Source organism: Micromonospora sp. WMMB235, assembly GCF_001855515.1.
Taxonomy (GTDB): domain Bacteria; phylum Actinomycetota; class Actinomycetes; order Mycobacteriales; family Micromonosporaceae; genus Micromonospora; species Micromonospora aurantiaca.
On record NZ_MDRX01000001.1, the window covers coordinates 4,585,727 to 4,611,258 of the forward strand.

Consider the following 25,532-nt stretch of genomic DNA (forward strand, 5'->3'; position numbering starts at 1 on the left):
GGCACGCGACCCGGCTCGGGGGGAGCAAGGTTCAGAGGTTGCCGAACGTGTCGTACCGGATGTGGTCGGGCGGGACGTCGTCGGCGGCGAGCGCCCGCAGGGTGGCCCGGACCATGGCGGCCGAGCCGGAGACGTAGCAGTCGTGCGTGGTCCACGGGCCGTACCGGGTGACCACCTCGGAGACGTCACCGAGTTCGCCGCCGAAGTCCGGGTCCTCGCTGCACGCCGGCGTCACCGACAACCACGGGTGGGACGCGACGAGGTCCTCCAGGCCGGGCAGCCCGTACAGCTCGTCCGGGCGGCGCGCGCCGTAGAAGACGTGCACCCAGCGGGTCCGGTTGACCCGGGTCAGCTCCTCCACGAGCGCCTTGATCGGCGCCAGGCCGACCCCGCCGGCCACGCAGAGGACGTCCCGGGTGGACTCCGGGTCCAGCGTCATCGAACCCATCGGCGCGGCCACCCGCAGCAGGTCACCCGGCTTGGTACGGCGCACCAGCGCGCCGGACACCCAGCCGGCCGCACCCGGTGGCGTCCGGACGTGGAACTCCAGCACGTTCTCCTCGTTCGGCGCGTTCGCCACCGAGTACGTCCGCCACACCCGCGGGTGGTAGCGCGGCACCTCCACGCTCACGTACTGGCCGGCCCGCCACGGCAGCGGATCCTGGAGCGCGCGGACGGTCAGCACCGCCGTGTCCGGGCCGTGCCGCTCGTGCGTCAGCACCTCGGCGTGCCAGTACGGCGGGTTCTCGTCCGCCTCCGCGCCGGCCAGCATCCGCTCGCTGATGCCCGCGTACGCCTCCCGCCACGCCTGGTCGTACTCCAGGTTCCAGCCGTCCCCGGCGGTGCTGCGCAGCGCGTCGAGCAGCGCGACGCCCATCGTCGCGTAGTGCTCGGCCGACACGTGGTACTTGCGGTGGTCGCGGCCCAGCGCGCGCAGGTACTCGTCGAAGCTCTCCGGGTCGCCCACCGTCTGGGTGGCCGTGACGATGGCCTCCAGGATGCGGTCCCCCTGGCCGTTCATCTGCACCGGGAAGAGCTTGCGCAGCTCCGGGTCGAGGAGGAACAGCCGGGCGTAGAAGTGACCGCTGAGCCGCTCCCGGTGCTCCTCGACCAGGGTCCAGCTCTCCTTCAGCAGCCGCGCGAAGTTCTCCACAGGGGCACGCTCCTTCTCCGTACGGGCGGATCGGCCCGCATAGAATGTCCACGGAGCGTGTACGCCGGTCGCACAGGCTGTGCGACCGTCCGGCCCGGTCGCCGAAGTGCTTTCATGGTCCGGTGACGGTTGACGAGCTGGCCCGTCCGGTCTCCCGCCGGATGCTGGGCACCGAGACGCTGCTCGTGCTCGGTCTGTCCCTCGGCCAGTCGGCCGTGTACGCGCTCGTCTCGCTGATCGCGAAGCTGACCGCGACCGGCGGACTGTCCAAGCAGACCGCCGCGCTGAACACCTCCGCGTCGGCCCGGCCGTACCTCGACCTCACGTACCAGCTGCTCGGGATCGTCTTCGCGCTGCTGCCGGTACTGCTCGCCGTACACCTGCTGGCGCGCGACCCCGGCGACCCGGCACGGACGCTCGGCGTCGACTTCCGCCGGCCCGCCTCCGACCTGGCCCGGGGCGCGGGCCTGACCGCGCTCATCGGCCTGCCCGGGCTGGCGCTGTTCTGGGCGGCGGCGCAGCTCGGGCTCAACGCCACGCTGGTCCCGGCCGCGCTGCCGGACCTCTGGTGGACGGTGCCGGTGCTGATCCTCGCCGCCGTGCAGAACGCCGTGCTGGAGGAGGTGATCGTGGTCGGCTACCTGATCACCCGGCTGCGGCAGCTCAACTGGCGGATCGGCGCGGTGCTCGCCACGAGCGCGCTGCTGCGCGGCTCGTACCACCTCTACCAGGGCTTCGGCGCGTTCGTCGGCAACGCCGTCATGGGCGTGATCTTCGGGCTGTTCTACCTGCGTACCCGCCGGGTCGCCCCGCTGATCGTCGCGCACACGCTGCTCGACATCTTCGCGTTCGTCGGCTACGCGATGCTGCCGAAGTCCTGGTTCGACTGGCTCTGACCGCACGCGTTCCGTCCGCCGCCAGGTCGGGGAAGTGGCGGCATCGGGCCCGCCTGACCGCGCCGGCTCGCCGAACTGGTGTCGATCACGCCCGATACCGGGCGACCGCCCGCGCGGCCACCCGCTCGGCCGTCGCCGTACCGCCGGTCGCGGCCGCCAGCGCCGCCGCGCCCGGCAGCAACCGGGCGGCCAACCGCAGCCCGAGCCAGCCACCCGCCTGCGCGGCCACCGGCGTCGCCAGCCGCCAGGCCGCCTCCACCACGCGCCCCCACGGACCCTCCGCCGGAGCATCAGCCGCCCGAGCCGCCGCCAGCGCCGCCCGCGCGGTGCCGTCGTCCGGGTGCACCAACGTGAGCACCAGCAGCTCGGCGGCCCGATCCGGATGCGCCGGATCCCGCCCGTACGCCGCTGCCAGATGCAGCACCAGGTTCGCCTGCGTCCACAGCACCGTCGCCAGCTCCGCGACCGGCGCGAACAGCCCGGCGCCCGCCGCGAGCGCCCCACCCGTACCGGCCATCCGCACGAACCGCCGCGTCGCCAGCCGAGCCACCCCGTCGGCGTCCGCCTCCGGGTAGGCCCGCCGTACCTGCTCCACCCAGGACGCGGCCCGCGGCCCGAGCGCGTCGACCGCCGCCAGGGCCAGCAGCTCCGGCGCGAACCCGGGGTGGTCGCGCAGCTGCGGCCCCACCGCCCGCCAGCCCTCCATCGGGGTACGCGTGACGTCGGGTTGTGCGGGTGCCCGCTCGACGACCGTGCCGTGCGTCGGCTCGTCGGACTGCTCGGCGCGGGGTGTCGTGGTGTCGGCGGCGGCTGGACTCGCCGTTGCCGGGATCGCCATCGCCGCCGACGGGGCGGCTTTCGTGGTCCGGCGGGTCCGTCCGGGCGAAGGTGCGGTGACGGGACGCTCCGCCGTGACCGGCTCGGTGCCGTCGGGCTGCCGTTCGGTGGGTGTGGGCTCCGTCGTGCTGATCGCCGTCTCCTGCTTCGGAGGCGACGCCTTCCGAGTGGCCTTCTTGACCGCCGGCGCAGCCTTCTTCACAACTGGGGCCGCTTTCTTCGCGACCGGGGCGGCCTTCTTGGCGGCGGGAGCGCGGCGCGCCCGTTTCGGTGTTTCCTCCCCGGCCGGTGGGGAGACCGGCCCGGCCGGAGGCTCGGTGGCTTGCTGCTGCTTTGCTGTGACGGGCCTCTCATCGGCCGGGAGCGTGCCCTCCCCGGCGCTCGGCGACGGCTCTCCGGCAGTCGTGCCCGAGGGAGTCGTGGACGTCTCTTTCGGCGGCGTACCCGGGCCGTCGACAGAAGCCTTCGGAGCGGCGTGCTCGCCGGGCGTACCCGGATCGGCCGGCGAAGGGTCGGCGGCCGGGCGCGGCGCCGGCGGTGCGTCGGCGGCCGGCGTCGGCGGCTGGAAGACGACAGTGGGCGCCGCCCGGCGCGGACGCCGGGGCGGCGGTGTGTCGCTCGTCGCGTTCTCCGCGGCGGGCTCCGGTGTCGGTGGGTTGAACGTCGGTCGTGGGGAGCGGCTCCGCCGGGCCTTGGGGGCGGGCTCGCGACGGGGCGGATCGCTCGGCGGCTGCTCCTGCATATCGATGGAGCGTAGCCGTGGGCGTGATCTGGCACACGACGAAAACGCGGTCGGAGCGGCCGGTCCGATAGTCGCTTTGCCCCGGGCGGGTACGGACCTGTATCCTCGGGCGCGGTGACCTCGTGGGTCACCAGGGAGACTTCGCCTAGTCTGGTCTATGGCGCCGCACTGCTAATGCGGTTGGGGTCTTAAAGCCCCTCCCGGGTTCGAATCCCGGAGTCTCCGCGCGAAAGCCGGTTGTGTAGACTGGCCGAGCACCAGGCGCCCGTAGCTCAACGGATAGAGCATCTGACTACGGATCAGAAGGTTAGGGGTTCGAGTCCCTTCGGGCGCACAGTACAGGGAGACGCCCCCGACCAGCCGAAATGGCGAGGTCGGGGGCTTTCTCGTATCCGTCCTCGGCGAGTTCGGCGCGGCTGTGGGAGCCACGGTGGGATCTACTGGCCCCTCGCTGATGCGCGACGGTGAACAGCCGGGCACGGGCCTCGTCAAGGGATTCCGGCACGTCGTCCAGGTACGTACTTCCGGAAAACTTCCGGAAAATCGTTGACGTGCTCGAAACGCCGCTGCAATACTCCGAGCGCCGGCAACATCAATCTCTGTCGATTAAAGCCATGCGTCGTCAGGTGTCACCCGTCCCGAGGAGGACCTGCGCATGTACGCCAGCATCGGCGGCTTCCGCCGCCCGTCCACCCCCCGAACATCGCGTCTCACCGTCCGGTTGGCAGTGCTCGCCTCCACCGTGGCGCTGAGTGCCGCCGGTCTCGCGGTCGCCGCCACTCCGTCCAGCGCCGCCGTCTGCAACGGGTACGTCGGCCTCACCTTCGATGACGGGCCGACCGGCAGCACCAGCGCACTGCTGTCCGTGCTGCGCGCGAACGGCGTACGGGCGACCATGTTCAACGTCGGGCAGAACGTGCAGAGCAACCCGTCCGCCGCGCGGGCGCAGGTCGACGCGGGCATGTGGGTGGCCAACCACAGTTGGAACCACGCGCACATGACCTCGATGAGCCAGAGCCAGATGCAGTCGGACCTCTCCCAGACCAACTCGGCGATCCAGTCGGCGACCGGCGTCCGGCCGCAGTTGTTCCGCCCGCCCTACGGGGAGACCAACTCGACCCTCCAGTCGGTCGCCTCGTCGCTCGGCCTGCGCCAGGTGATCTGGGACGTCGACTCCCAGGACTGGAACGGCGCCAGCGTCAGCCAGATCGTCTCCAACGCCGGCCGCCTCCAGGCCGGCCAGGTGATCCTGATGCACGACGGCATTCAGAACACCCGCGACGCGATTCCGCAGATCATGGCCAACCTGAGCAGCCGCAACCTCTGTCCGGGCATGATCTCACCGAGCACCGGCCGAGCGGTGGCCCCGGACGGCACTCCGCCGCCGACCACTCCGCCGCCGACCGGCACGCCGACCACTCCGCCTCCCAGCGGCGGGTGCACAGCGACGGCGACGACCCCCAACGTCTGGGGTGACCGGTACAACACCTCGGTGACGGTTCAGGGGGCCGGCAACTGGACCGTGGTCGTGGCTCTGACCCCGCCGCAGCGGGTCTCCACCACCTGGAACGGCTCCCCCAGTTGGGACAGCACCGGTTACGTGATGACTATGCGGTCCAACGGCAGCGGCAACACCTTCGGCTTCACCACGATGATGAACGGCAACAGCAGCGCCAGACCCCAGATCCGATCCTGCACCACGGGCTGATCCCGGTGGCCTGCCCAGGCCACCGAAAACGGCTCAGGTGGGTGTGGCCGACCAGGTGCCCCTACGGTGAACTCCAGCTGACCCTGGACCGTAGGGGCACCCCGGCGCTCAGTGTGCGATCGCTGTCGCCTCCAACTCCACCAGCACGTCGGGCTCGAAGAGGTGATCGACGCCGATCAGCGACGCCGGCGGAAGCGGCTGCGGGAGCCCGAGCTCCTCGGCGACCGACTCGATCCCGGCCATGAACGGCCCGATCTTCTCGGGCGTCCAGTCGGTGACGTAGAAGGTCAACCGGACCACGTCCTCGAACGACGAGTCTGCGCCGGCGAGGGCGCGGCCGGTGTTGCGCAGTACCTGCGCGACCTGACCGGCCAGGTCTCCGGTGGCGACGGGTGAGCCGTCGTCCAGTCGTGCCACCTGGCCGCTGACGTGGATGTGGCGCGACCCGGTGGCGACTGCCACGTGGTGGTACGGCGTGTGCGGCTGAAGACCGGCAGGGCTGAGACGGGTGACTGACATGTGGGCTCCTCCACTGAGCAACTGAGGTTTACCATTGATACCTAGTTGACGGAGGACACTTCAAGGAGACCTGGTTTCATGAGCGATACCGCCACCCCCGGTGCCGCCGAGCTGCGCATCGACGCACCGCACCGCGAGCTGCTCGATCAGGTGCTGGACAAGTGGTCGCTGAGCGTCCTGAACGAGCTGTGCGAGCGTCCGTGCCGCTTCAACGAGCTGCGCCGCGCGATCCCGGCGGTGACGCAGAAGTCTCTGACGGCGACCCTGCGACGACTGGAACGCAACGGCATCGTGGAACGGCACGTCGTGGCGACGCGCCCGGTCGCTGTCGAGTATCGGATCACCCCGCTGGGCAAGACGCTGCGTGCGCCGGTCGACGTGCTGCTCGAATGGGCCGACGCCCACATGGCGCAGATCGAGCACGCCCGACGGGCGTTCGACGACGAGGTGGAGTGACCACCGGGGCGGCACCGCACGGTCCGCCCCGGCGTCGCGTGTCACTCGCAGACAGTGCCGTCGTTGTCCCGGTCGATGTACCAGTAGTACTCGGGATCCTTGCCCTGCCTGTACGGGCCGTACCCGTTCGCGTTCGCCTCCTTGCAGGTGCCGAAGCGCGGGTCGTTGCCGCCGCCGCCCGAACTGCCGCCGCCGGTGCTTCCGCCGCCGGAGTCACCGTTGCCGCCATCCGGCTCACAGGCCTCGCCGTCGAGGTCACGATCCAGCCCGGTCCGGTACCCCGGCTGGCCGCGCAGCAGCGGCGCCTTGCCGGCTGCGCGTACGGCATCGCAGTTCTTGTAGTAGACGGCGGGCTTCGTGGTCTTGCGCGGGGTCGGCTTCGACGCGGGCTTCGCGGTGGTCGGCGCGGCCGTGGTGGGTGACGGCGACGGCTCGGGCGACACGGTGCTGACCTCGGGCGCGGGGGCCGTGGTGGTGGGTGCCGCCACGGTCGGCACCTCCTGGGCGACAGCCTTCTCCGGCGCCTTGTCCGGTTCGGTGGCGGGGCCGGCGGCGATGCCGATGCCGAGCAGCCCGCCGCAGCAGGTGAGGACCGCGACGCCGCTGACGAGGAGCAGCTTGATCGCCGCGGGCTGGCGGCTCCACCACGACGGCCGTGGCGGTGGCGCGAACGGCATGCCGGGCTGATGGGGCGGTGGAGGCGGCGGGTCCTGCCCGTGCCACGGGTTCGGGGGAGGGATTTCGGTCACAGCGGGCAGTGTGGAGCGATGTGTCCGCACGGGAGTGTCGCTGAGCCGACAGACCGGCCCTTACCGGCGCGATAAGCGACGAAGTGGTGGGCAGCTGCCGGAATACCGGCATCGATGCGGCGGATGATCGGACTCGGCCCCTCGCCGAACGGCCGACGGCGAGGGGCGCAGTGGATCAGGCGTACGGCCGGGCCGTGAGCCGTCCCGCCGCCGCCAGCCGCTCGACGACGGCCCGGTGGGGAACCGCGTGACTCGTACGACCGCCCACACCGGTGGTGGTGACGGCGGTGAACAGCGAGTTGAGCAGCGCCTCCTCCACCGCGTCCAGCACGGCGGCGAAGACCGGATCGATCGCGCCGTCCGGGATCGGCGGCTGGTCCGACGTGGTGAACGCGATCGCGTAGTCGCCGCTCGTGGTGCTGAAGGACGCACCCACCCGGGCCATCGCGAACACCGCCCGGCGGGCGAGCCGCCGGAGCTGGCGCGCGTCCAGCGGTACGTCGGTCGCCACCACGATCATGCACGAGTTGCCCGGTGGTTCGGTCCGGTCGGCGGCCGGGACCAGCTCGTCGACCGGTAGCGGCACGCCGAGTGCGGTGAGGACGCCGCCGAAGTTGGACTGGACCAGCGCGCCGACCGTCCGCGTGCCGCCGTCGGTCCGGATCGTGCGGGACGAGGTGCCGATGCCTGCCTTGTAGCCCAGGGCGGTGGTGCCCGCGCCGGCCCCGACACAGCCCTCGGCGGGAAGCCCGTCGGTCGCCCCCGCGACGGCCGCCAGGACGTGTTCCTCGGTGATCGGGCGGCGGCGGATGTCCGACAGGTGCCCGTCGTTGGTCTCACCGACCAGCGGGTTGAACGACAACCCGTCCGGCCGGCGCTCCATCAGGTGCCCGAGCAGCGCGTCCGCCGCCCGGAACACCGACAGCGTGGCGGTCAGCACGACCGGAGACTCCAGTACGCCGAGCTCGTCCACCTGGGTCGAGCCGACGAGCTTTCCGTGGCCGTTGCCGGTGTACACCGCCGCGGGCAGCGTCCACCGTCCGGGGCCGAGCCCGCTCGGCACGATCGCTGTCACGCCGGTGTGCAGGTCGGCGCCGTCGTCGACGGTGGTGTGACCCACCAGGACGCCGGGGACATCGGTGATCGCGTTGTGCGGCCCGGTGGGCAGCGACCCGACGACGATCCCCAGGTCGCGGGCGCGCCGGCCAGGCCGGCTCAGGAGGCCGCCGCCCGGATCGCCTGCACGATGCCGGTCGGGGAGTAGTCGTCGGGGACGCCCTCGACCAGGATGATGTCGCCCTCGATGTGCCGCGAGCGCAGCGGCGCGATCTCCTGGTAGGCGGGCGAGTCCCACCAGGCCCGCGCCTCGGCGATGCCCGGGAAGCCGAGCATCACGACGGCTCCGGGCCAGTTGCCCTCCTTCACCTCGTGCGGCGTGGCGTGCACGAGGAAGCGGCCGCCGTGCGGGGCGAGGGTGCCGGGGAGCCGCTCGATGTATTCGGCGATGTCCGGGTGAGGGGCGGCGTCCTGGAGGTGAGCGATGGCGTACGCGGGCATGGTGTCCTTCCGGCCGTCGAACTCCGAACGCCGATCCTGACACAGCGGTCAGCACGCTTTCTCGCCCATTTCGGTGAACTCGTCGAGCGGGACCGTTCGCAGCACCTCCCCGCTGTCGTCGAAGTCGGTGACCAGGACCGAACCCGGCCGCAGCTCGGCCAGTTCGGCGATCCGGAAGTCCACGCCCTCGGTGCGGAAGCTGTTGTCGTGGGTGGCGCCGGAGACCCGGAACGCCGCCTGCCCGTCGGCCACCGGCCCGGGCGGGAAACCCTCAAGGGGTACGAGGGCAGGCGCTGCGGCGTCGCGAGGCACGTCGTACTTCCGCCTCGGCCAGTACGGCCGCTCCGGTGTGGGCGCACCGGGCGAGGCGGACTCCGCCACGGAGGTGAGCACCACGAGGTCGGGCGGCCGGTCCGCGCACCAGGCGAGCGCCGCGTGCGGCCGGCCGTGGGCGTCCACTGTGAGGCCGGTGACGCCCTTCACCTCCGGCGTACAGGAGGTCAGTCCGGCCAGCACGATCAGGGCGGCGGCCGGTGCCGCGACGGCCCGGCGTGTCCTCGTACCCCTTCGTGCGGCCATGCTCCGACGGTGACAGTGCCGTGTCACCCCGCGATCCGCGTTCGGTTGCGGCCTGGTGACGATGGTGCGCGCTCAGGCCCCGGAAGCCACGGCCGCGACGGCGGCGTGCGGGCGGTGGGCGTCGTCCAGGCGCGTCAGACGCTCGACCTCCGCGAACCCCGCCTGCCGCAGCCGCGCGGAGAACTCGTCCACCGGCCAGCGGTACGCGGTGGCGACCTTGTGCTCGAAGGCACCCACCTCGTCACCGACGAAGATGCCGGCCACGAGCGGTCCACCCGGCACGATCGCGCGGCGGAACTCCGCCAGCACGCCGTCGAGGTCCGGTGGCGGGAGGTGGATCAGTGAGTACCAGGCGAGGATGCCGGCGACGGAGTGGTCGGGGACGGCGAGGTCGTCCAGTGACCCGAGCCGGTATGCGCAGTCCGGATGCGTCGCCCGCGCGTGCGCGACGAACTCGGGAACCATGTCGATCCCGGTGGCGTCGACGCCCAGCGAACGGAGGTGGTCGGTGAGGTGGCCCGGTCCGCATCCGAGGTCGAGCACCGGGCCGGTCCGGACGGTCAGGTGGCGGCCGATGAGGGCGAGGTCGTCCGCGTGGACGTGGCCGGTGGTGCCGAACAGTTCGATGTAGAGCGGCGCGATCTCGCCGTACGCCTGCCGTACCCGTGTGTGGTCCACCCGTCGATCATAGAGGTCGGTACGCCTTGGCCGCATTTACCAGATGAATGAGATGAATGAATGGAAAAGTCGTCGCAAAGCCGCCGCCCGGTGAGGAATCGATAGCTTTCCGTCACTGAAGTTTCTATCCTTGAAGAATCCGATCGCCAGCAGCGGAAGGGGCGGCATGCCGCGCCGTTCGAGCCTCAGCTATCGAGATGCGTTACGACTGCTGGCCCCGGGCAGCGCGCGCATCACCGAGACCGACAAGGTCGTCAGCGCGGGGATCCTGGGCGCTGGGGCCCTCTCCCACGGTACGGCGCTCGCGCTGCTCGGCCCGAAGAACGCGCTCATGCAGCTCGTCCGGGACGCCACCGGAAACCAGGCCGGGCGCATCCGGGCAACCGGCGGTAAATCGTATTACGAGCTGCTGGAGGCCAGCCATACCGTGCTGGCCCTCTCCGCGTTCTTCGACGGTTTCCGCGACGAGGTCGGGCCGGGTTTCGACAGGCTGGAACTGACCGACGAGGAGAAGGTCGGCATGGTGCCGGCCGAGCGGCGGCACCACACGCTTCCGCAGGAGATCGACGGCGGCTACTTCCCGCTGCCCTCCTCCGTGCACGGCATGGACGACACCCGGCGGGACGTCGAGGCCGCGTACGTCAAGCTCTACGACGCCACCATCGCCTTCTGCGAGGGTCTCGCCGCCTGGCCGTCGGTGCGGCGCGGGCTCGACCTCACGTCGATGCGCTCCCGCGTGGTGGGCCGGGCCATGTGGCACTACGAGGACCGCTTCGACCGGCTCGCCGCGGACCTCCCCGAGTTCGGGTTCCGGATGATCCGGCAGGCGATCGAGCACAACCTGATCGACAACCGGAAGCTCACCACCGAGGTCTCGGCCCGGCTGGACGCGCTGGCGCAGCTCTACCGCAACCTGGACGAGCTGTCCGGTCCGGTGGCCGCCGACCGGCCCGACCTGCTCCGCGAGTCGCTCGACCGGCTCACCGGGTCGCTGGCGGCGGTGTTCCGGCAGCCGCTGCTGCGGATCAAGGACGTCGACTTCCACCTGCGGCTGCCGAACGTGGACAGCGGGTTCATCAGCCCCGACTTCCGGGCCGCCGAGTACGGCAAGCACACGTCACCGGAGCGGGAACACTGGTGGGAGGACCAGCCGCGCCGGGGTGACCTCGTCGGGTTCCTCTCCGAGTATCTGACCGACCCGGCGAGCCTGCACCGTCCGCTGCTGCTCCTCGGCCAGCCGGGCGCCGGCAAGACGCTGCTGACCCGGGTGATCGCGGCCCGGCTGCCGGCGAGCCGGTTCACCGCGATAGTGGTGCCGCTGCGCCGGATGTCCGGGGACACGTCGCCGACCGAGCAGATCGAGGCCGCGATCGAGCAGGTGATGGACGAGCGCATCCGCTGGGCGGACCTGCGCCGGGCCACCCAGCACACCACCGTCGTGGTGATCTTCGACGGGTTCGACGAACTCGTCCAGGTCACCGGCACGGCCCACTCCCAGTACATCGACCGGGTGGCCGAGTTCCAGGAGACCCAGTGGGATCTGGGCTACTCGGTCATCCCGATCATCACGTCGCGGATCCTGGTGATGGACCGCGCCAGCGTGCCGCAGGGCACAGTGCTGGTCCGGCTGGAGGATCTGACCGACGCCCAGGTGACGGCCTGGCTGACCGCCGTGAACGCGGCGAACGAGGACCGGCCCGGCTACCGCCGGCTGTCCGCCCGGGAGCTGCTGTCCCACGGCGAGCTGGCCCGTCAGCCGTTGCTGCTCACGCTGCTGGCGATCTACTACAACGAGCACTGGGCCGACCGCCGTCCCGGCGCCGCCATCTCCCGATCCGACCTGTTCACCGGCCTGCTCACCGCGTTCATCAGGCGGCAGGTGAGCGAGAAGGCACCGACCGCCCTCGCGAACCACGAGCGGGAGGCCCGCGAACACCAGCTCCGGCGCGACCTGGCGATCACCGCGTTCGCCATGTTCAACCGCAACCGGGAACTGGTGAACCGGGCCGCGCTCCGTCTCGACCTGGACTGCTTCGGCTCCGGGCCCGGAGACGGCTCGCGCTTCGAACTCGGCGACGTGCTCGGCCCGGAACAGCTGGTCACCGCCGCGTTCTTCGTGGTGTACGGCCCGGACGACGTGCAGGGCGAGGACGCCCGACGCACGTACGAGTTCCTGCACACCACGATCGGCGACTTCCTGATCGCCGAGTACGTCATCGGGGCGCTGCGGAGCCTGGCCGTGCTGCGCCGGCACACCCGCAGCCCGGCCGGCTTCGGCTACCAGCTGGACACCGGCCAGTTCCGGGCGCTGCTCTCCCACCAGCCGCTGGTGAAGCGCGAGGCGGTGGTCGGCTTCGCCCGGGAGCTCGCCTCCCGCCACCCGGAGGAGCTGGACGGGATCGTGGAGACCATCGCCGGCCTGCTGGCCGAGTCCCGGCAGCGGACCAACCTGGCCGGCGTGGACGGCTACCGGCCCGCGCCGTACGACCCGGTGCGGCTGCTCGCCGCGTACACCGCCAACCTGGTCGCCCTCGCCGCGCTGGTGTCACCGGACGGCGTACGCCACACCGATCTGATGGACGAGGCGACCTGGGTGTCCACGGTCCGGCTGTGGCGGGCGGGGCTGGACGAGAAGGGCCAGCTCGCGATGATCAGCTGGCTCGGCCGGGACGCCGACGGCCGGATCATCGCCGAGCAGCGGCGCGAGGGCCGGGGAGAGAAGATCAACGTGGCCGCCGAGGAGGCGCGGCTGCTGGGTGACATCACCACCTACGGCCAGTTGCGGGCGGGCGCACGGACGTGGCGCGGCCAGCAGCCGGACAGCTTCGAGGCCGCCCGGTTCCACGCCGACCTGGTGTCGCTCGCCACCCGCCGCTGGCCGGTGCCGTCCCTGCACCAGCTCATCCTGTACGACGAGCGCAGCTACCGGCGCCTGTGGGCGCGCGCCGTCGAGTCACCGGAGGCGGTGTCCAGCACGAGCGCCACTGTCCTGCTGGAATGCCTCGCCGAGGACGGCGCGCAGTTGCCCCGCGAGGTGGTGTGCGGGCTGACCCGGGTGGCGTTGAGCCGGCTGCCCGACTCGCCGACCGCGCCGCCCGAACTGATCATTTCGTGCCCGTACCTGATCGACGAGTTCCCGGAGCTGGTCGACTCGCTCGGCACGACCGACGACCACGCGGTGCTGCACGCGCTCATCCTGCGGCACGGGCTCCACCGGCTGCCGCAGCGGTACGTGCCCCGGGTCCGCCGGGTGCTCGCCGACATCGAGGACCGGCTCGCGGAGCTGCCGCTGGAGGACGGCGTGGTGTCGGCCGAGATGGCCGAGCAGTTCGCCGCCGCCCGGGTCGACAACCGCACCGCGCTGTGGCTGCTGATGGCGTTGAGCGAGTACGCCGAACTGGCCTGGCCGAAGATCCCGCCGAAGACGATGCACGCCCTGCTCGCGCACCGGCTGCCGGACGAGTTCCTCGACGAGGCGAGCCTGTGCCGGCTGCTCCTGGACTACCTGCGGGCCTACGACCGGGTGCCGGCCGAGGTCTCGCTGGCATCAGCCCTCGACACGCTGCGCGTCCTCGCAGCATCCGACCAGTCCGATCACACCGGGCGGACCGGCCAGATCCCGGCCGCCGGGGCGGTCTGACCACGCCACCCGTACCGCCACCACCCGTCCGGAGGCCCCGATTGGCACACTCGCCCACGCACCGAGAGCACATCGTCCGGACGGGAAGGAGGAACCTGGCGGTCGACATCGCCGGGGCGGAACGCGGCTGGCCCGTGTTCCTGATGCACGGCACACCCGGCAGCCGCAACGGCCCACGACCACGGTCCATCGTGCTGCACCGGCTCGGCGTACGGCTGATCTCGTACGACCGGCCGGGTTACGGCGGCTCCAGCCGGCTGCCCGGCCGCCGCGTCGCGGACGCCGCGGCGGACGTCGCGGCCATCGCCGACGACCTGGGCCTGGACGGGTTCTCGGTGGTGGGGCGCTCCGGCGGCGGCCCGCACGCCCTGGCCTGCGCCGCGCTGCTGCCGGACCGGGTACGGCGGACCGCCGTCCTGGTCGGTCTCGCCCCGGCCGGCGCGGCAGGGCTGGACTGGTTCGGCGGCATGACCGACGCCAACGTCCGGGACTACGGCGCCGCCGAGCACGACGTGCCGGTGCTCGCCGAGCAGTTGCGGCTGCGGGCCGAGCGGACCATGGACGACCCGGGCTCGCTGCTGGCGCTGCTGGTCGAGCAGATGACCGAGGCCGACCGCCGGGTGGTGGCCGGCGTGCCGATCCGCCGGCAGCTCACCGACGCCTACGCCGAGGCGCTGCGCCAGGGGCCGCACGGCTGGATCGACGACGTGCTGGCGCTACGCGCCGACTGGGGGATCACGCTGGCGGACATCCGGATGCCGGTCCGGCTGTGGCACGGCGCCGACGACAACTTCGCCCCGGCCAGCCACACCCGCTGGCTGGCCGAGCAGATCCCCGGCGCGCAGTTGCACGTGCAGCCGCGCAGCGCGCACTTCGGCGCGGTGGAGGTGCTGCCGGAGATCCTCGCGTGGCTGGCCGACCCGGTGGAGCGGACCGCTGTCAGATCGGATGCGGGTCGATGATGCGCCGCTGCAACCGGCTCTCCCGGACGGCCTCGACCGCCGGGTGGTTCTCGCCCAGCCGGTAGGTCAGCTCGCGGGTGACCGCCTCCAGTTCCGCCCGCCGGCCGCTCTCCACCCGCTCCTGCATCACCACCAGGTTCGCCCGGCAGCGCAACGTGTTCGTGTGGTCGCGGCCGAGGGTCCGGACCAGGCCGTCGTGGGCGCGCCGCAGCAGGCTCAGCGCCTCCAGGTCCGCCGCCTCCCGGCCTTCCGGCGGGTCGGGCTGTTCGGCGATGCAGATGCCCTGGTTCATCCAGCCGGAGAGCGGGTACGGGTGCCCGCTGCCCAGCACGCCCGCGAGCGCGTCGGCGGACCGGCCGGCGAGCTGCCGCGCCTCGGCGAAGTCTCCGGCGCGGCGGGCCACCATGGCGAGGTTGACCATGCAGACCAGGGTCAGCGGGTGCGCCGGGCCGAGGTTGCGCTGGTAGATGCGGTGCACCTCGGTGAGTTCCCGGCTGGCGCGCTGGAACAGGTCGACCGTGAGCAGGTTGATCGACAGGCTCAGCCGGCAGGTCAGCGTCTCCGGGTTGTCCGGCCCGAACCGCTCGTTCAGCAGCTCGTACGCGGCTTCGAGGAGCTTGCCCGCCTCGACCGCGTGCCCGGCCGCGCGCAGCGACACCGCCAGGTTCGTCTGCGTCCGCAGGGTGATGAGGTGTTCGGGCCCGGCCGTGTGCAGCAGGTCCCGGTGGACGCTGCGCAGGCGGGTGACCGACTGCTCGAAGTCGCCCGCGTCGCGCATGTCGATGCCGACGTACGCGGAGGAGGCGAGCGTGTCCGGGTGGTTCTCCCCGAGGATCGCGCGGCGCCCGGCCAGCACCATCTCGTCGTTCTTGCGGGCCTCCCGGAAGTCGCCCATCAGGCGCTGGGTGCTGGCGAGGTTGTTGAGCGCGGCGAGGGTACGCGGGTGCTCTTCGGTGAAGTTCCGCTTCCACGCGTTGAACGTGATCTCGTCCAGGCGCAGCGCCTCGTTGTACATGCCCATGCCGCGCAGGTCGCGGGCGAGCCCGCCGGCGGTCATCAGCGTGTGCGGGTGGTCCTCGCCGAGCAGTTCCCGCTGGGCGGCGAGCACCTCCTCGTCCAGCGCCCGCGACTCGGTGAACTGCCCGAGGAAGGCGAGGATGTTGGCGAGGTTGAACTGGAGGTGCAGCAACTGCCGGCGCAGGTCGTCGCGCGCCCGCGCGTCGTCCTCCTCCGCGAGCATCTGCTCCCAGGTCTGCGCGACCTCCTGCCCGAGCCGCCGGCCGGTCTCCAGGTCGCCGCGCAACTGGAGGTAGCGGACCCGGTCGATCATCAGCGCCCGCACCTCCACCTTGCGGCTCAGCGGCGCCTTCGACGCCTCCAGGTGCGGCCAGATGACCCGGAACCGGGGCCAGCCGTCGGGGTCGTCGACCTCGCCCTCGGGCCGGGCCGCGGCGAGCACGAGGTGGACCTGCTGGCGCGCCTCGTCGAGTTGCGCCTCCGTCATCCGGGACCGGACGGCGTGCTGGAGCAGGCGGTGCATGAGCACCAGGCCGCCCCGGCCCCGCTCGCCGCCGGACGGGTTCTCGGCCCGCAGGTCGACGCGGACCAGCGCGAGCCGGTTGGCCTGCTGCACCAGTTGCTGGCGGACCAGCCGCTCCTTCGCCTGCGGGTGGAACGGCACCAGCGCCTCGGCGAACTCGTCGCTGTAGACCAGGTCGGCGGAGATCTCGGGCGCGAACACCGAGCAGAGTTGCAGCACCCGGTAGGCGGCCGGGTTGCGGGTCCGCAGGTGGTTGAGCGACAGCTCCCAGGTGGCCTCCACGGAGACGTTGCTGTTCGGCTCCATCACCGCGCCCGGTCCGAACCTGGCGATCTCGTTGAGGTAGCTGTCGACCGAGTGGCCGGTGTCGGCGAGCCAGGCCGCGGCGGCGGTGACAGCGATCGGCAGGTCGCCGAGCAGGGCGGCGATCCGGTCGGCCTGGTCGACGCGCATGGTCGGCACCCGCTCGGTGAGGTGCTGGATGCTCTCGGCGCGCTTGAACACGTCGACCTGAACGGTGGTGGCCCGCTCGACCCATTGCAGGTTCCGGGACGTGATCAGGACGTGGCCCTTGCCGTCCGGCACGTACGGCAGGACGCCCTCGACCTCGTCCGCGTTGTCCATGATCAGCAGCCAGCGGAGGTCGGTGCGGCGCAGCGCCTGGAGCACCAGCCGGGCGTTCTCCCGGTTCGAGTCCGACGACGGTACGCCCAGGTAGGGCGCCAGGTCACCGATGGCCGACTCGATGAACGGCACCTGGTCGGCGTCGATCCACCACACCATGTCGTACGCGGCACGGTAGCGGTGGGCGTACTCCAGCGCGAGCTGGCTCTTGCCGATGCCGCCCATGCCCTGCAACGCCACCGGCCCGGTGCCGGAGAGCACCACCTTCGGGCTGCTGCGCAGCAGCGTCCGCAGCTCGCGCAGGTCCGCCTCCCGGCCGGTGAAGCGCTTGTTGCGGCCCGGCACCTCGAACACCGTGTTGTCGCGGCCGGGGAACCGGGGACCGGTCGGCAGTTCCAGGTCGGCCGGCACGCCCTCGCGGCCGACCAGGCGCAGGATCCGCGCGGCGGCGGTACGCGCCTCCAGCCCGGCGACCGAGACGGTGTGCGCCGCGGGCACGTTCGCCAGGCGCCGCACGTCGGCCACGTAGACGACGAGCGGCGCCTGGTCGGGCGAGCGGTCCGGCGCGGCGAGCACCGCCTCCTCGGTGGCGTTCGCCTCGGAGACGATGATCAGCTCCCGGGCGGTCCGGGGCGTCTCGTCCTCGGCGAACCACGGGTCGGTCACCCGGACGTCGGCCGAGACCAGCAGGTGACCGATCCACTCCGCCCACACCCGGTCGTACGGGGCGTGCCGGAGCAGGATCTCGTTCTCCACCGAGTTGGAGGTACGGGTGAACCGGGCGTTGACCCGCTCGCGTACCGCGCTGCTCATCGGCGGCAGCGACTCCACCTCGCCCCGGGTGATCTCCCGGGCCAGCACCTCGTACGCGGACAGCAGCGACCCGTTGACGCCGGGCTGGTCGGCGAACGTGGCGAGCAGTTCCTCGTACGCGTAGAACGCCTGGTAGGGCACCTGCATCCGGGCCCAGTACCGGTCCCGGTCGGCCTCGCTCATCCCGCTCGGCAGACCGCTGAAGCGCTGCCGCGCCACCGCCCGCCCGGTGTCCGCCTTGACCTTCTCCGCCGGGTCGATCCGCATCGGCACGGGCAGCACCCGGATCCGCCGCGACCCGTAGCGGTGCTCGACCAGCCGCGCCACCTTGGCCGCGCCGGTGATGCCCTGCTCGCTGAGGGTGAAGCAGGTGACCAGCACGTCCGGCAGCTGGATGGTGCAGATGTCGGCCACGTCGGAGAAACCGGTGCGGCTGTCGATCAGCACGTAGTCGTAGTTGCGCTTCATGTCGGCGCGCAGCGCGTCGAAGAAGTAGCCGCCGCCCTGCCGCTCGTAGAACTCGTCCCAGTTCATCCCGGCGAGCGCGCCGGCGTAGTCGTTGTTCTGCTGGCCCGCGCCGAGGAAGTCCAGCGTCCCGTCACCGGGGAAGTTCGACCAGTTCAGCGAGAACGAGTACTTGTGCACGCGGGCGTACTGCTCGTGCCAGCGGTCGTCGCCCTTGTCCTGCTTGGTGGTGGTCGCCCACTCGTACTCCCGGATCAGGTCGATCACCCCGCCGGTGCTCTCCAGCGCGTCCCGGTCGATGAACGGCGCGAAGAAGCGCGACAGGCCGGGGGACTCCAGGTCCCAGTCGACTGCGAGCACCCGCTTGCCGTTGGCGGCGAGGATCCAGGCGACGTTCGCCAGCGCCATCGTCCGGCCGGTGCCGCCCTTGTAGGAGTAGAAGGTGACGACCTGTCCCTCGCGTCGGGTCATGTGTCCACTCCCTCGTCGGGCGGCGGGTTCTCCCAGAGCCGGGGTTTGCTGATCGGCCGTCCCGGCGGCGGGTAGGCCGGTCTCGCCTCCAGGTAGCGGCGGCGCATCCGGTCGACCAGGCCGTGGATCCCGGCCCGCCAGTCGTCGTAAGTGGTGATCGCCAGTGGGCGTGCCGCGGCCGGGAAGATCTCGATGGCCCGGTCGAGCAGCACCGCCGCGTGGGAGCGGCGACCGGGTGCCGAGTCCTCGATGATCACCACGACGCCCACCCAGCGGTGCAGCGAGGCGACGGCCGCGCGGACGGCCTCCGCACCGTCCGGCGTCTCGACCACCCGAGGATCGATCATGAGTACGCCCGGGCAGCCCCGGAACAGCCCGGCGTCCGGTACGAAGTCGCGGACGTCGATCGGCATCCGCAGCCGCTGCACCGCGTCGGTCACGTCGTCGACCACCGGCGGCCGGTCGCGGAACGGGCGCCACCGGCCGGCGTGCGTGTCGGACCGCCCGTTGAGCCGTCCCGGGTCGGCCGGTTCCTCGGGCGCGATCACCACCGCCCGGAACGGCACCTCGCTGGTCGGGGACGACGGCAGATCGGTCGGGCCGGTCGGCGGCTCGGCCGGTTGCAGCGGCGTCTGCTCGGCGGTGTCGACGATGTGCTGGGCGAGCCGGCCCAGCACCTCCTTGTAGGCGTGCTGGAACTTCTGGAGCCGGCAGAGCGCGCTCATGCCGTTCGCCGCGTACGCATCCACGTCGGCGGCCATCGCCACCGCCCGGGCCTGGTCCGGCGCGTGCACCGCGGCGGGCGACGGGATCCACAGGACCGGCAGGATGTTGTCGCCGTCGGCCGGCCGGCCGGCCCGGATCAGCCGTTGCCGGAACCACTCCCGTTCCCGGCGCGAGTCGTCCCGGTTGAGGTAGTCCGGCGAGTACAACGGCACGAACACCTCGGCCTCGGCCAGCGCGGTGCGTTTTCGTTCCGTCCGATCCTCCGGCGGCCGCACCATGAAGTCGGCGAAGCCCTGCCGGCGTAACCGGTCGCCGGGCCGGCCGTCGATCGCCAGGTTGAGATCGTGGTAGAAGCGGCGGACCCAGTGGTCGCCCGGGGTGCGGTCGTTGTGTGTCGGCGGGGGGACGTAGCTGAGGAAGAAATATGGCGGGCCCGGCAGCGCGGGCCGCTCAGAGGTCACGACGACACGACCGTTCCACGGGAAGTGCGCCTGACCCCCAACCGGTAATGATCACGCGCTGCTCCCCAGTCGACACGATACGGCGTCTATCGATCAGGGTAGAGAGGTTGCGCTCGGGTTACCAGGCTCACCGTCCGATGTGGGCGTCCATCCAGGCGACCGCGACGCGTACCGCACCGGATATCGGCAGCAGCCGGGCCGGTGCGTCCCCTACCGTCCCGTGCCGGGTGAACGCCGCCCGGTCGAGTTCCGCGCCGATCGCGGGAAAAGGGCCCGCATCCAGGTGCGGAGCCTCGAATTCCAGCCGTTCCCGGCGGCCGTCGCGCAGCACGTAGCAGCGGTACGGACGACGCGGCGCCGGGCGGCGTGACCGGTACTCGGCGAGGTGCAGCGCGGTGCATGTCGCATAGCCGACACCGAGCAGCAGCGTCCGGGCGCCGGCCGCCTCCAGGGCGGCGAGCGGGGACCGCTCCCCGAGGTGGGAGTCCAGGTCGTGGACGCGCATCAGCTCCTCCGCCCGCGGCCCCCACGCGCTGAACGACGTCTGCGGGTGCCGGCTGCGGACCGCGCCGGGCAGCCGCCGTACGTGCTCGGCGAACGCGCCGACCCCGAACGACGGCGTGACGGCCGGGTCGAAGCCGGGCATCCGGTCCTCGTACGCCAGGCGTTCCTCGTCGGTCAGCCCGGCGGTCGCGGCGCGGTACGCGGCGCTGCTCACCGAGTTGTCAGGGGTCTGCGCCGGGACCACGACGGTGCCGGACGGACCGACGGCGGCCCGCAGCGCTGCAGCCAGGGTGCCCGACCCGCCGTCCACCGGCCCGAGCGCCCGCAGGGAGCAGTGCACGAGCACCACGTCACCGGGGCCGAGCCCGAGCGCGCGCAGGTCGGCGGCGAGCGTGCCGGCCCGGTACGCGGTCCGGGCGGCGGTCACGACGGCCACCCGGACATCGAACGCGCGACCTGCCGGACCAGCCGTGAGCCCGCCGGCGTGAGCGCGTCCGCCCGTTGCAGCGCGCCGATCGCCTCGGCCGTCCAGTCGCGGTACCGGCGGTAGACCGCCTGCGCGCCGTCGACCTGACGGTCGGCCCGGATCCGCCAGATGTCGGCCACCGCCGCGTGCGCGTAGATGCCGTGCAGGACGGCCTCGGCGGGCCGCGGGTCGGGCCGCCAGCCCACTGTGATGTCGATCGGCCGCGTGCCGTCGACCAGGTCGCAGATGTCCAGCAGCGCGTTCATCTTGCTGTGCTGGAACTCGTGCACGAGCAGCACCGCGAGCGATCCGGCGTCGGTCTCCGTGGCCGCGACACCGCCGAACGCCTGCCGCGCGGTCGACGCCTCGCTGACACCCGCGCCGCTGCGCCGCAGCGGCACCACGGCCCGCAGCCCGGCGCGCAACTCCTCGGCATGGCCCGGCACCTCGTCCCGGATCACCTGCCACGCCGCCGCGAACGTCTCGGCCCAGCGCGCGGCGCCCGCGTCGTCGAGCCGGTCACCGGCGGGCAGCCGGTGGCAGTCGCGGTGCGGGTCGCCGTCCTCCAGCAGGACGCTCACGTCCGGCGCGGCGAGTACGCGGGTCGGCCACCACCGGGGCGCGTCCCCGGGCGTTCCGGGACGGATCGCCACTGTCACGTCCCCGGCGGCCACCCGTAGCGAACCCGGGCCGGTCTCGACCCGTGCGGCGCCGTCTCCCACCTCGGGCAGCAGCACGGTGCCCACTGTCGGCAGGTGCAGGCGGCCGGACCGCACCGGCACGTCGAGGCGTACCGGGGTGCCGGCGTCGAGCGCGGCGGCGACGGCGAGCGCGCTCAGGTAGTCAGGCCCCTGCCGGGCGCCGGTGCCGCTGCCGGCGAGGCAGTCGACAGCCCACGCCCGCACGTACGGGTGGGCCGCGATCCGGGCGACGGACTCCGGCGCGCTGCGGTCGAGGGCGGTCAGCGCCTCCCAGCCGTCGGCTCCGGCCCCGCCGGCCGGCAGGCGGTCGGCCACTTCGGCGAGCAGCGCGCGGACGATGGCGATCTGTGCCTCCACGAGCCGGCCGATGGCGACCCGGTCGCCGGTCAGTGCCGCGAGGCGGTCGATGAAGTCGTCGGGCAGGCCGGCGTCGAGCCGGACGGGTGCTGGTGGGTTCTCGTTCACGTGCACGATCAGCTCTTTCAGATCGGCGCAGTAGACACTCGGATGATCGAAGTGCCCGGCGCCGTACCGGTGGGCGAAGAGTCCGCCGCCGCACTGGTCGACCACCGGGCACCGCCGGCACTCGTCGCTGAGCCCGGCCCGGCCGGAGCGGCGGCGGGCCAGGAGCGGGCTGGCCGCCACGTCGTCGGCCGCGTGCGAGAAGACGGTCATGCCGGTGGCCGGCGCGCCGTCGTACGCGGTCTTGAGCGAGTCCGCCTGCTCCCACTCGCCGTCCGTCTCGACGACCGCCAGGTCGACCGGGTCGAGACCGAGCCACTCGGTGCCGCTGGGTCCGCCCGCGGCGGTGGACAGCAGCGAGTCGAAGAGGCGGACGGAGACCGGTCGGCCGTCCGCCAGCCAGCGGTCGTAGACGGCGCGCAGCCAGCCCGCGTACGCGGTGCCGCCGCCGGCCGGCCGCCACGGCGGGTCGTCCCAGGTGGCGTGCGGGAGCAGGAAGTCGATCCGCGGTGGCTCCTGGGCGAGCAGCGATTCGTACACCGCGATCGGGTCGTTGCGCACGTCCACCGTGCACAGCAGGCCCGAGTAGATCCGCCGGTACGCCGGGCGGCGCAGCAGGCCGAGGGCGCGGAGCACCTGGTCGTAGCTGCCGGCGCCGGACCGGAAGCGCCGGTGCCTGTCGTTGGCGGCACGGTCGCCGTCGAGCGAGACGCCGACCGCGACATCGTGTTCGGCGAGCAGGTCGCAGAGCTGCTCGGAGAGCAGTACGCCGTTTGTCTGCATGCCGAGCCGGAGCCGGGTGACCGGGGCGATGACCCGCCGGAGGTCCGCGAGCACCTCGTCGAGCCGCTCGGCGCCGAGCAGCAGTGGTTCCCCGCCGTGCAGGATCACCGTGACGTCCGGCAGGTCGTGGGCCGCGGCGTGTTCGGCGATCCGCCCGGCCGCGGTCCGGAGCACCTCCGGCGTCATCCGTACCGGGCGGCGCCGCCAGCTCTGGTCGGCGTGTTCGTAGACGTAGCAGTGGTCGCACGCCAGGTCACACCTGGCGTGCACCTTGAGGACGAACTCGGTGAGCGCCGCGCGGGCGGGCCCCGGGGCCATCGCGGATCAGATGAACGACGAGAACTTCGCCGCCGGGATCCGGGTCTGATCGAGGTGAGCCGCCATCACCCGGCGCACGATGGGGGAGATGTCCGCGGCGGAGAGCCGGTCGAGCGGCTCCGCGCGGACCCTGCCCAGCGAGACCGGGGGCTCATCCTGGCGCAAGGGTGCGGTTGTCATGAGTCTTCCTTAGGTTCGTGCACACGCCAGGCGGGGAACAACAAGCAACGGCTCAAAATAAAGGCTCTGTGAGCCGGGCGCTATCGACCCACCGGTGGGAAGCAGTGCATTTTGGACGGTTGCGCGACCGGCGGCTGCTGTGCCGTCGAGGGAGCGACCTGGGGGATCAATATTATGCCCCTTTTTGCCCATCCGACATGATTCCAAAGTCCATACTTTTACAGAAATCGTCCACCTCGACGCGTGCTCGAGGTGGACGACCACTGTCTCCGGCGCTCAGACGGCCGGGCCGCTCCCGGACGGCGTGCCGAGGCGGATGTCGACGTCGGCCGGTTCGGTCATCTGGTCGTACGCCTTGGTCCGGAGCCGGTTGGTCTGCACCTCGCCGTCGAGCAGCGCGGCCCGCAGCGCCTCCGCGTCGCTGATCTCCTTGGCGGTCACCGCGTCGGCCGCTGTCGTGGCGCCCTGCACCACCTCCAGGTGGGTGCCGTCGGTGGGCATCAACTCGGTCCACTTCGCCAGGCAGTACACCCGCTCCGGCACGTCCTGGCACTCGGTGGTCAGCTCGGGCATCTCGTCGCCGGTGCCGAGGTGGCCGGTCCGGTACGTCGTCAGCTCGTCCACGAACGCCGCCAGCTCGTGCTCCACCTGGGGCGCCAGGCTGGTCGCCACCACCTTGCCGAAGATCCACCGCAGCGCGGTCAGCTCCATGCCGGCCCGTACCGGCAGGTAGAGCTTCGCCCAGCTCGCGTTGACGAAGTCGCCGGGGTCGCGCTCCGGGGCGCGGGCGTCGCCGCCGGACCACCAGCCGGGGTACGCCACGAACGACGCGCGCTCCCAGTCGAAGACGCGGTGCCAGAAGTCGATCTCCCACGCCTCGTCCCGCACGCTGGCCGGGAAGTGCGTCTCCACGATCTGCGAGACCATCTCGTTGACCGGCGAGAAGCCGGCCCGCAGCCGCGCCTCGAACTCGTCCCCGGCCGTCTCCGCCGCGGCCAGCGCCTCGTCGCGCCGGTCCTGCCACTCCTGGAGATCGGTCAGGTAGCCCGCGACGAGCGCGTTGTACGCCGCGTCGTCGGCGGTCTGGTCCACCACCGTCGGGGTACGCCGGAATCCGGCGGCGAGCTGCACGTCGGCACCCGGACCCGCCAGCCAGCTCCGGGCGCCGACGTGCACGCGTACGCGCAGCACGGGCCGGCCGTCCGCCTCGGTGACCACCGGCACGCCCACCACTCGGGCGGCGATCGCGTCCGGCGGACGGCGGGTGATCAGCGTGAGGTTCTGCCGGATCGTGTCGATGTCGCCGTCCCACTCCCAGCCGGCGTCGAACGCGACGTCGACGTCGTAGTCGGCGCTCATGTCGCCGGTGAATCCCCACTTGTCGAGCGTGACCACGGGGGAGTACACGACGCGCGTCTCCACCGCGGCGGGCGCGCCACGCGGCGGGCGCTCCGGCTTCACCGGCGCCGGGGGCAGCGCGGCGACCGCGTTGTCGCGGATCCGCTGCCGTCCGCCGATGATCTTCTGGGCGAAGGCGAACGCCGGATCCTTGATCGTGGGGGCCCAGCAGACCCGTGCCCCGTACCGCTCGTGGGCCAGCTCCAGCCGTTGCAGCACCTTGAAGTAGTGCAGCGTGATCGGTGTGGCCCGGTTCGGGTTGCGGACGGTGCGCTTCGAGGAGGACTCCGCACCGGTCTCGCTGACCAGCTTGAAATCGGTCCTGTGCTGGGTGCGGTAGCGCGCCGCGACCTTCGAGGTGGCGGTCCGGCTGTCCTTGACCGCGCGGCGGCTCGTCTCCTGGCTCGCCGCGGTGACGCTGCTGGCGAAGCCGATGGTGTGGCTGGCGTTGAAGGTGCCCCAGACGCCGGTCGGGCTGGTGTACTGGCCGGTGTGGCTCGCGTTGAGCCCCCAGGTGTCGGTGAGCGACTTCTGCCGCTCGAAGCCCTCCTGGAGTTCCGTGGTGAGTGCGCTGGTCAGCTCGACGTCGGTCTGCTGTTCCGACTCGTTCTGCTCCTCCAGGGTCAGCTCGCGCTTGGTGTAGGTGCGCTGCTCCAGCACCGCCTCCTCGCCGGGGGCGAGCGCCAGCGCGTAGACGTGCTCGCCGAGCGCGAAGCCCACCGGCCTGATCCGGGTGCGGTCGAGGAACGCGATGCCCACGTCGGACTGGAGCAGGCCGGCGAGGAACTCCGCCTGCTGGTCGCCGAGGAGCGTCTGGCGTCGCGCCGGCGGCTCCCGGTACGACATGCCCGAGTCGGCGCCGGGCAGCGCCTCGGTGGCGGCGTCCATGTCGTTGGCCTTCCACAGGTCGTAGAGGCCGAGTTCCTTGAGCAGGTGCGGCAGCCGGTCGCCGTCGAGCCCGCCGTAGCGGATCGCCTCGATCAGCGCCTGCTTGACGTAGAACGGCAGGATGGGCGTCTCGCCACCGCCGAAGGTGAGCCGGACCGGTACGAAGTAGTTGGAGTAGACGTACCGGTCGGAATGCGCGGTGCTGAAACCAAGCGTCGCCGAATCGGCGTCGGCGACGACGACTCTGCCCATCGGT

Annotated in this window: 19 protein-coding genes and 2 tRNA genes; 7 read left to right on the forward strand and 14 right to left on the reverse strand. The window is 72.1% G+C overall.

Annotated elements, in window-relative coordinates:
* Positions 1–31: 31 nt before the first annotated feature.
* On the reverse strand, positions 32–1,153 hold the full coding sequence (locus tag BFV98_RS20185; RefSeq protein WP_013289241.1) for a globin domain-containing protein: 1,122 nt from the start codon (positions 1,151–1,153) through the stop codon (positions 32–34).
* A gap of 122 nt (positions 1,154–1,275) precedes the next feature.
* On the opposite strand from BFV98_RS20185, the gene BFV98_RS20190 reads away from it, so the two are divergent.
* On the forward strand, positions 1,276–2,049 hold the full coding sequence (locus BFV98_RS20190) for a CPBP family intramembrane glutamic endopeptidase (protein ID WP_013477452.1): 774 nt from the start codon (positions 1,276–1,278) through the stop codon (positions 2,047–2,049).
* A gap of 85 nt (positions 2,050–2,134) precedes the next feature.
* On the opposite strand, the gene BFV98_RS20195 is transcribed toward BFV98_RS20190, so the two are convergent.
* A complete protein-coding gene (locus BFV98_RS20195) occupies positions 2,135–2,887 on the reverse strand; it encodes a hypothetical protein (RefSeq protein WP_244879699.1) in 753 nt (250 codons plus the stop codon).
* A gap of 875 nt (positions 2,888–3,762) precedes the next feature.
* Between BFV98_RS20195 and BFV98_RS20200 the strand changes: the two genes are divergently transcribed.
* From BFV98_RS20200 to BFV98_RS20210, 3 genes are all read left to right on the forward strand, one after another.
* Positions 3,763–3,853, forward strand: a tRNA-Ser gene (locus BFV98_RS20200).
* Between the two features lie 36 nt (positions 3,854–3,889).
* Positions 3,890–3,962: transfer RNA gene (locus tag BFV98_RS20205), tRNA-Arg, on the forward strand.
* A gap of 321 nt (positions 3,963–4,283) precedes the next feature.
* Complete coding sequence (locus tag BFV98_RS20210; RefSeq protein WP_071097413.1) at positions 4,284–5,336, forward strand: polysaccharide deacetylase family protein; 1,053 nt, start codon at positions 4,284–4,286, stop codon at positions 5,334–5,336.
* Between the two features lie 108 nt (positions 5,337–5,444).
* Here the strand turns inward: BFV98_RS20210 and BFV98_RS20215 are convergent, their stop codons facing one another.
* Positions 5,445–5,855, reverse strand: a complete 411-nt coding sequence (locus tag BFV98_RS20215; protein WP_071097415.1) for a RidA family protein — start codon at positions 5,853–5,855, stop codon at positions 5,445–5,447.
* Positions 5,856–5,933: 78 nt separating this feature from the next.
* Here BFV98_RS20215 and BFV98_RS20220 point away from each other — a divergent pair, with 78 nt between their 5' ends.
* Positions 5,934–6,311 (forward strand): helix-turn-helix domain-containing protein, encoded by a 378-nt coding sequence (locus BFV98_RS20220; protein ID WP_013289104.1) that lies wholly within the window; start codon positions 5,934–5,936, stop codon positions 6,309–6,311.
* Between the two features lie 41 nt (positions 6,312–6,352).
* Here BFV98_RS20220 and BFV98_RS20225 read toward each other — a convergent pair whose 3' ends face one another.
* The 5 genes from BFV98_RS20225 to BFV98_RS20245 all read right to left on the reverse strand — a co-directional run bounded on the left by BFV98_RS20225 (position 6,353) and on the right by BFV98_RS20245 (position 9,910).
* Positions 6,353–7,060 carry an excalibur calcium-binding domain-containing protein gene (locus BFV98_RS20225; protein ID WP_255368178.1) on the reverse strand — a complete coding sequence of 236 codons (708 nt, stop codon included), beginning with the start codon at positions 7,058–7,060 and terminating at the stop codon, positions 6,353–6,355.
* Between the two features lie 175 nt (positions 7,061–7,235).
* The gene (locus tag BFV98_RS20230; RefSeq protein ID WP_176921780.1) at positions 7,236–8,279 is read right to left on the reverse strand and encodes a P1 family peptidase; all 1,044 of its coding nucleotides are present in this window, start codon (positions 8,277–8,279) and stop codon (positions 7,236–7,238) included.
* On the reverse strand, positions 8,276–8,617 hold the full coding sequence (locus BFV98_RS20235; RefSeq protein ID WP_013289101.1) for a DUF1330 domain-containing protein: 342 nt from the start codon (positions 8,615–8,617) through the stop codon (positions 8,276–8,278). The genes BFV98_RS20230 and BFV98_RS20235 overlap by 4 nt, the downstream gene beginning before the upstream one ends.
* 48 nt (positions 8,618–8,665) lie before the next feature.
* The gene (locus BFV98_RS20240) at positions 8,666–9,196 is read right to left on the reverse strand and encodes a hypothetical protein (protein ID WP_013289100.1); all 531 of its coding nucleotides are present in this window, start codon (positions 9,194–9,196) and stop codon (positions 8,666–8,668) included.
* A gap of 72 nt (positions 9,197–9,268) precedes the next feature.
* On the reverse strand, positions 9,269–9,910 hold the full coding sequence (locus BFV98_RS20245) for a class I SAM-dependent methyltransferase (protein WP_071097420.1): 642 nt from the start codon (positions 9,908–9,910) through the stop codon (positions 9,269–9,271).
* A gap of 130 nt (positions 9,911–10,040) precedes the next feature.
* On the opposite strand from BFV98_RS20245, the gene BFV98_RS20250 reads away from it, so the two are divergent.
* Positions 10,041–13,514: an NACHT domain-containing NTPase gene (locus BFV98_RS20250; RefSeq protein ID WP_071097421.1), complete on the forward strand. Its 3,474-nt coding sequence runs from the start codon at positions 10,041–10,043 to the stop codon at positions 13,512–13,514.
* A gap of 41 nt (positions 13,515–13,555) precedes the next feature.
* Positions 13,556–14,476, forward strand: coding sequence for an alpha/beta fold hydrolase (locus BFV98_RS20255; RefSeq protein WP_013289097.1), 921 nt, complete (start codon positions 13,556–13,558; stop codon positions 14,474–14,476).
* Here BFV98_RS20255 and fxsT read toward each other — a convergent pair.
* The 6 genes from fxsT to BFV98_RS20280 form a co-directional block, all read right to left on the reverse strand.
* Entirely contained in the window at positions 14,454–18,389 is a 3,936-nt protein-coding gene (fxsT, locus tag BFV98_RS20260; protein WP_071097423.1) for an FxSxx-COOH system tetratricopeptide repeat protein, read from the reverse strand. The two genes, BFV98_RS20255 and fxsT, sit on opposite strands and share 23 nt — an antisense overlap.
* On the reverse strand, positions 18,386–19,576 hold the full coding sequence (locus BFV98_RS20265; RefSeq protein ID WP_013289095.1) for a TIR-like protein FxsC: 1,191 nt from the start codon (positions 19,574–19,576) through the stop codon (positions 18,386–18,388). Before BFV98_RS20265 ends, fxsT begins: the two co-directional genes overlap by 4 nt.
* 127 nt (positions 19,577–19,703) lie before the next feature.
* On the reverse strand, positions 19,704–20,516 hold the full coding sequence (locus BFV98_RS20270) for an aminoglycoside N(3)-acetyltransferase (RefSeq protein WP_236619333.1): 813 nt from the start codon (positions 20,514–20,516) through the stop codon (positions 19,704–19,706).
* On the reverse strand, positions 20,504–22,810 hold the full coding sequence (locus BFV98_RS20275) for an FxsB family cyclophane-forming radical SAM/SPASM peptide maturase (protein ID WP_071097425.1): 2,307 nt from the start codon (positions 22,808–22,810) through the stop codon (positions 20,504–20,506). The genes BFV98_RS20270 and BFV98_RS20275 overlap by 13 nt, the downstream gene beginning before the upstream one ends.
* Before the next feature lie 6 nt (positions 22,811–22,816).
* On the reverse strand, positions 22,817–22,990 hold the full coding sequence (locus BFV98_RS32310; RefSeq protein WP_013289092.1) for a hypothetical protein: 174 nt from the start codon (positions 22,988–22,990) through the stop codon (positions 22,817–22,819).
* Positions 22,991–23,266: 276 nt separating this feature from the next.
* Entirely contained in the window at positions 23,267–25,528 is a 2,262-nt protein-coding gene (locus BFV98_RS20280; protein ID WP_071097427.1) for a hypothetical protein, read from the reverse strand.
* Positions 25,529–25,532: the final 4 nt, after the last annotated feature.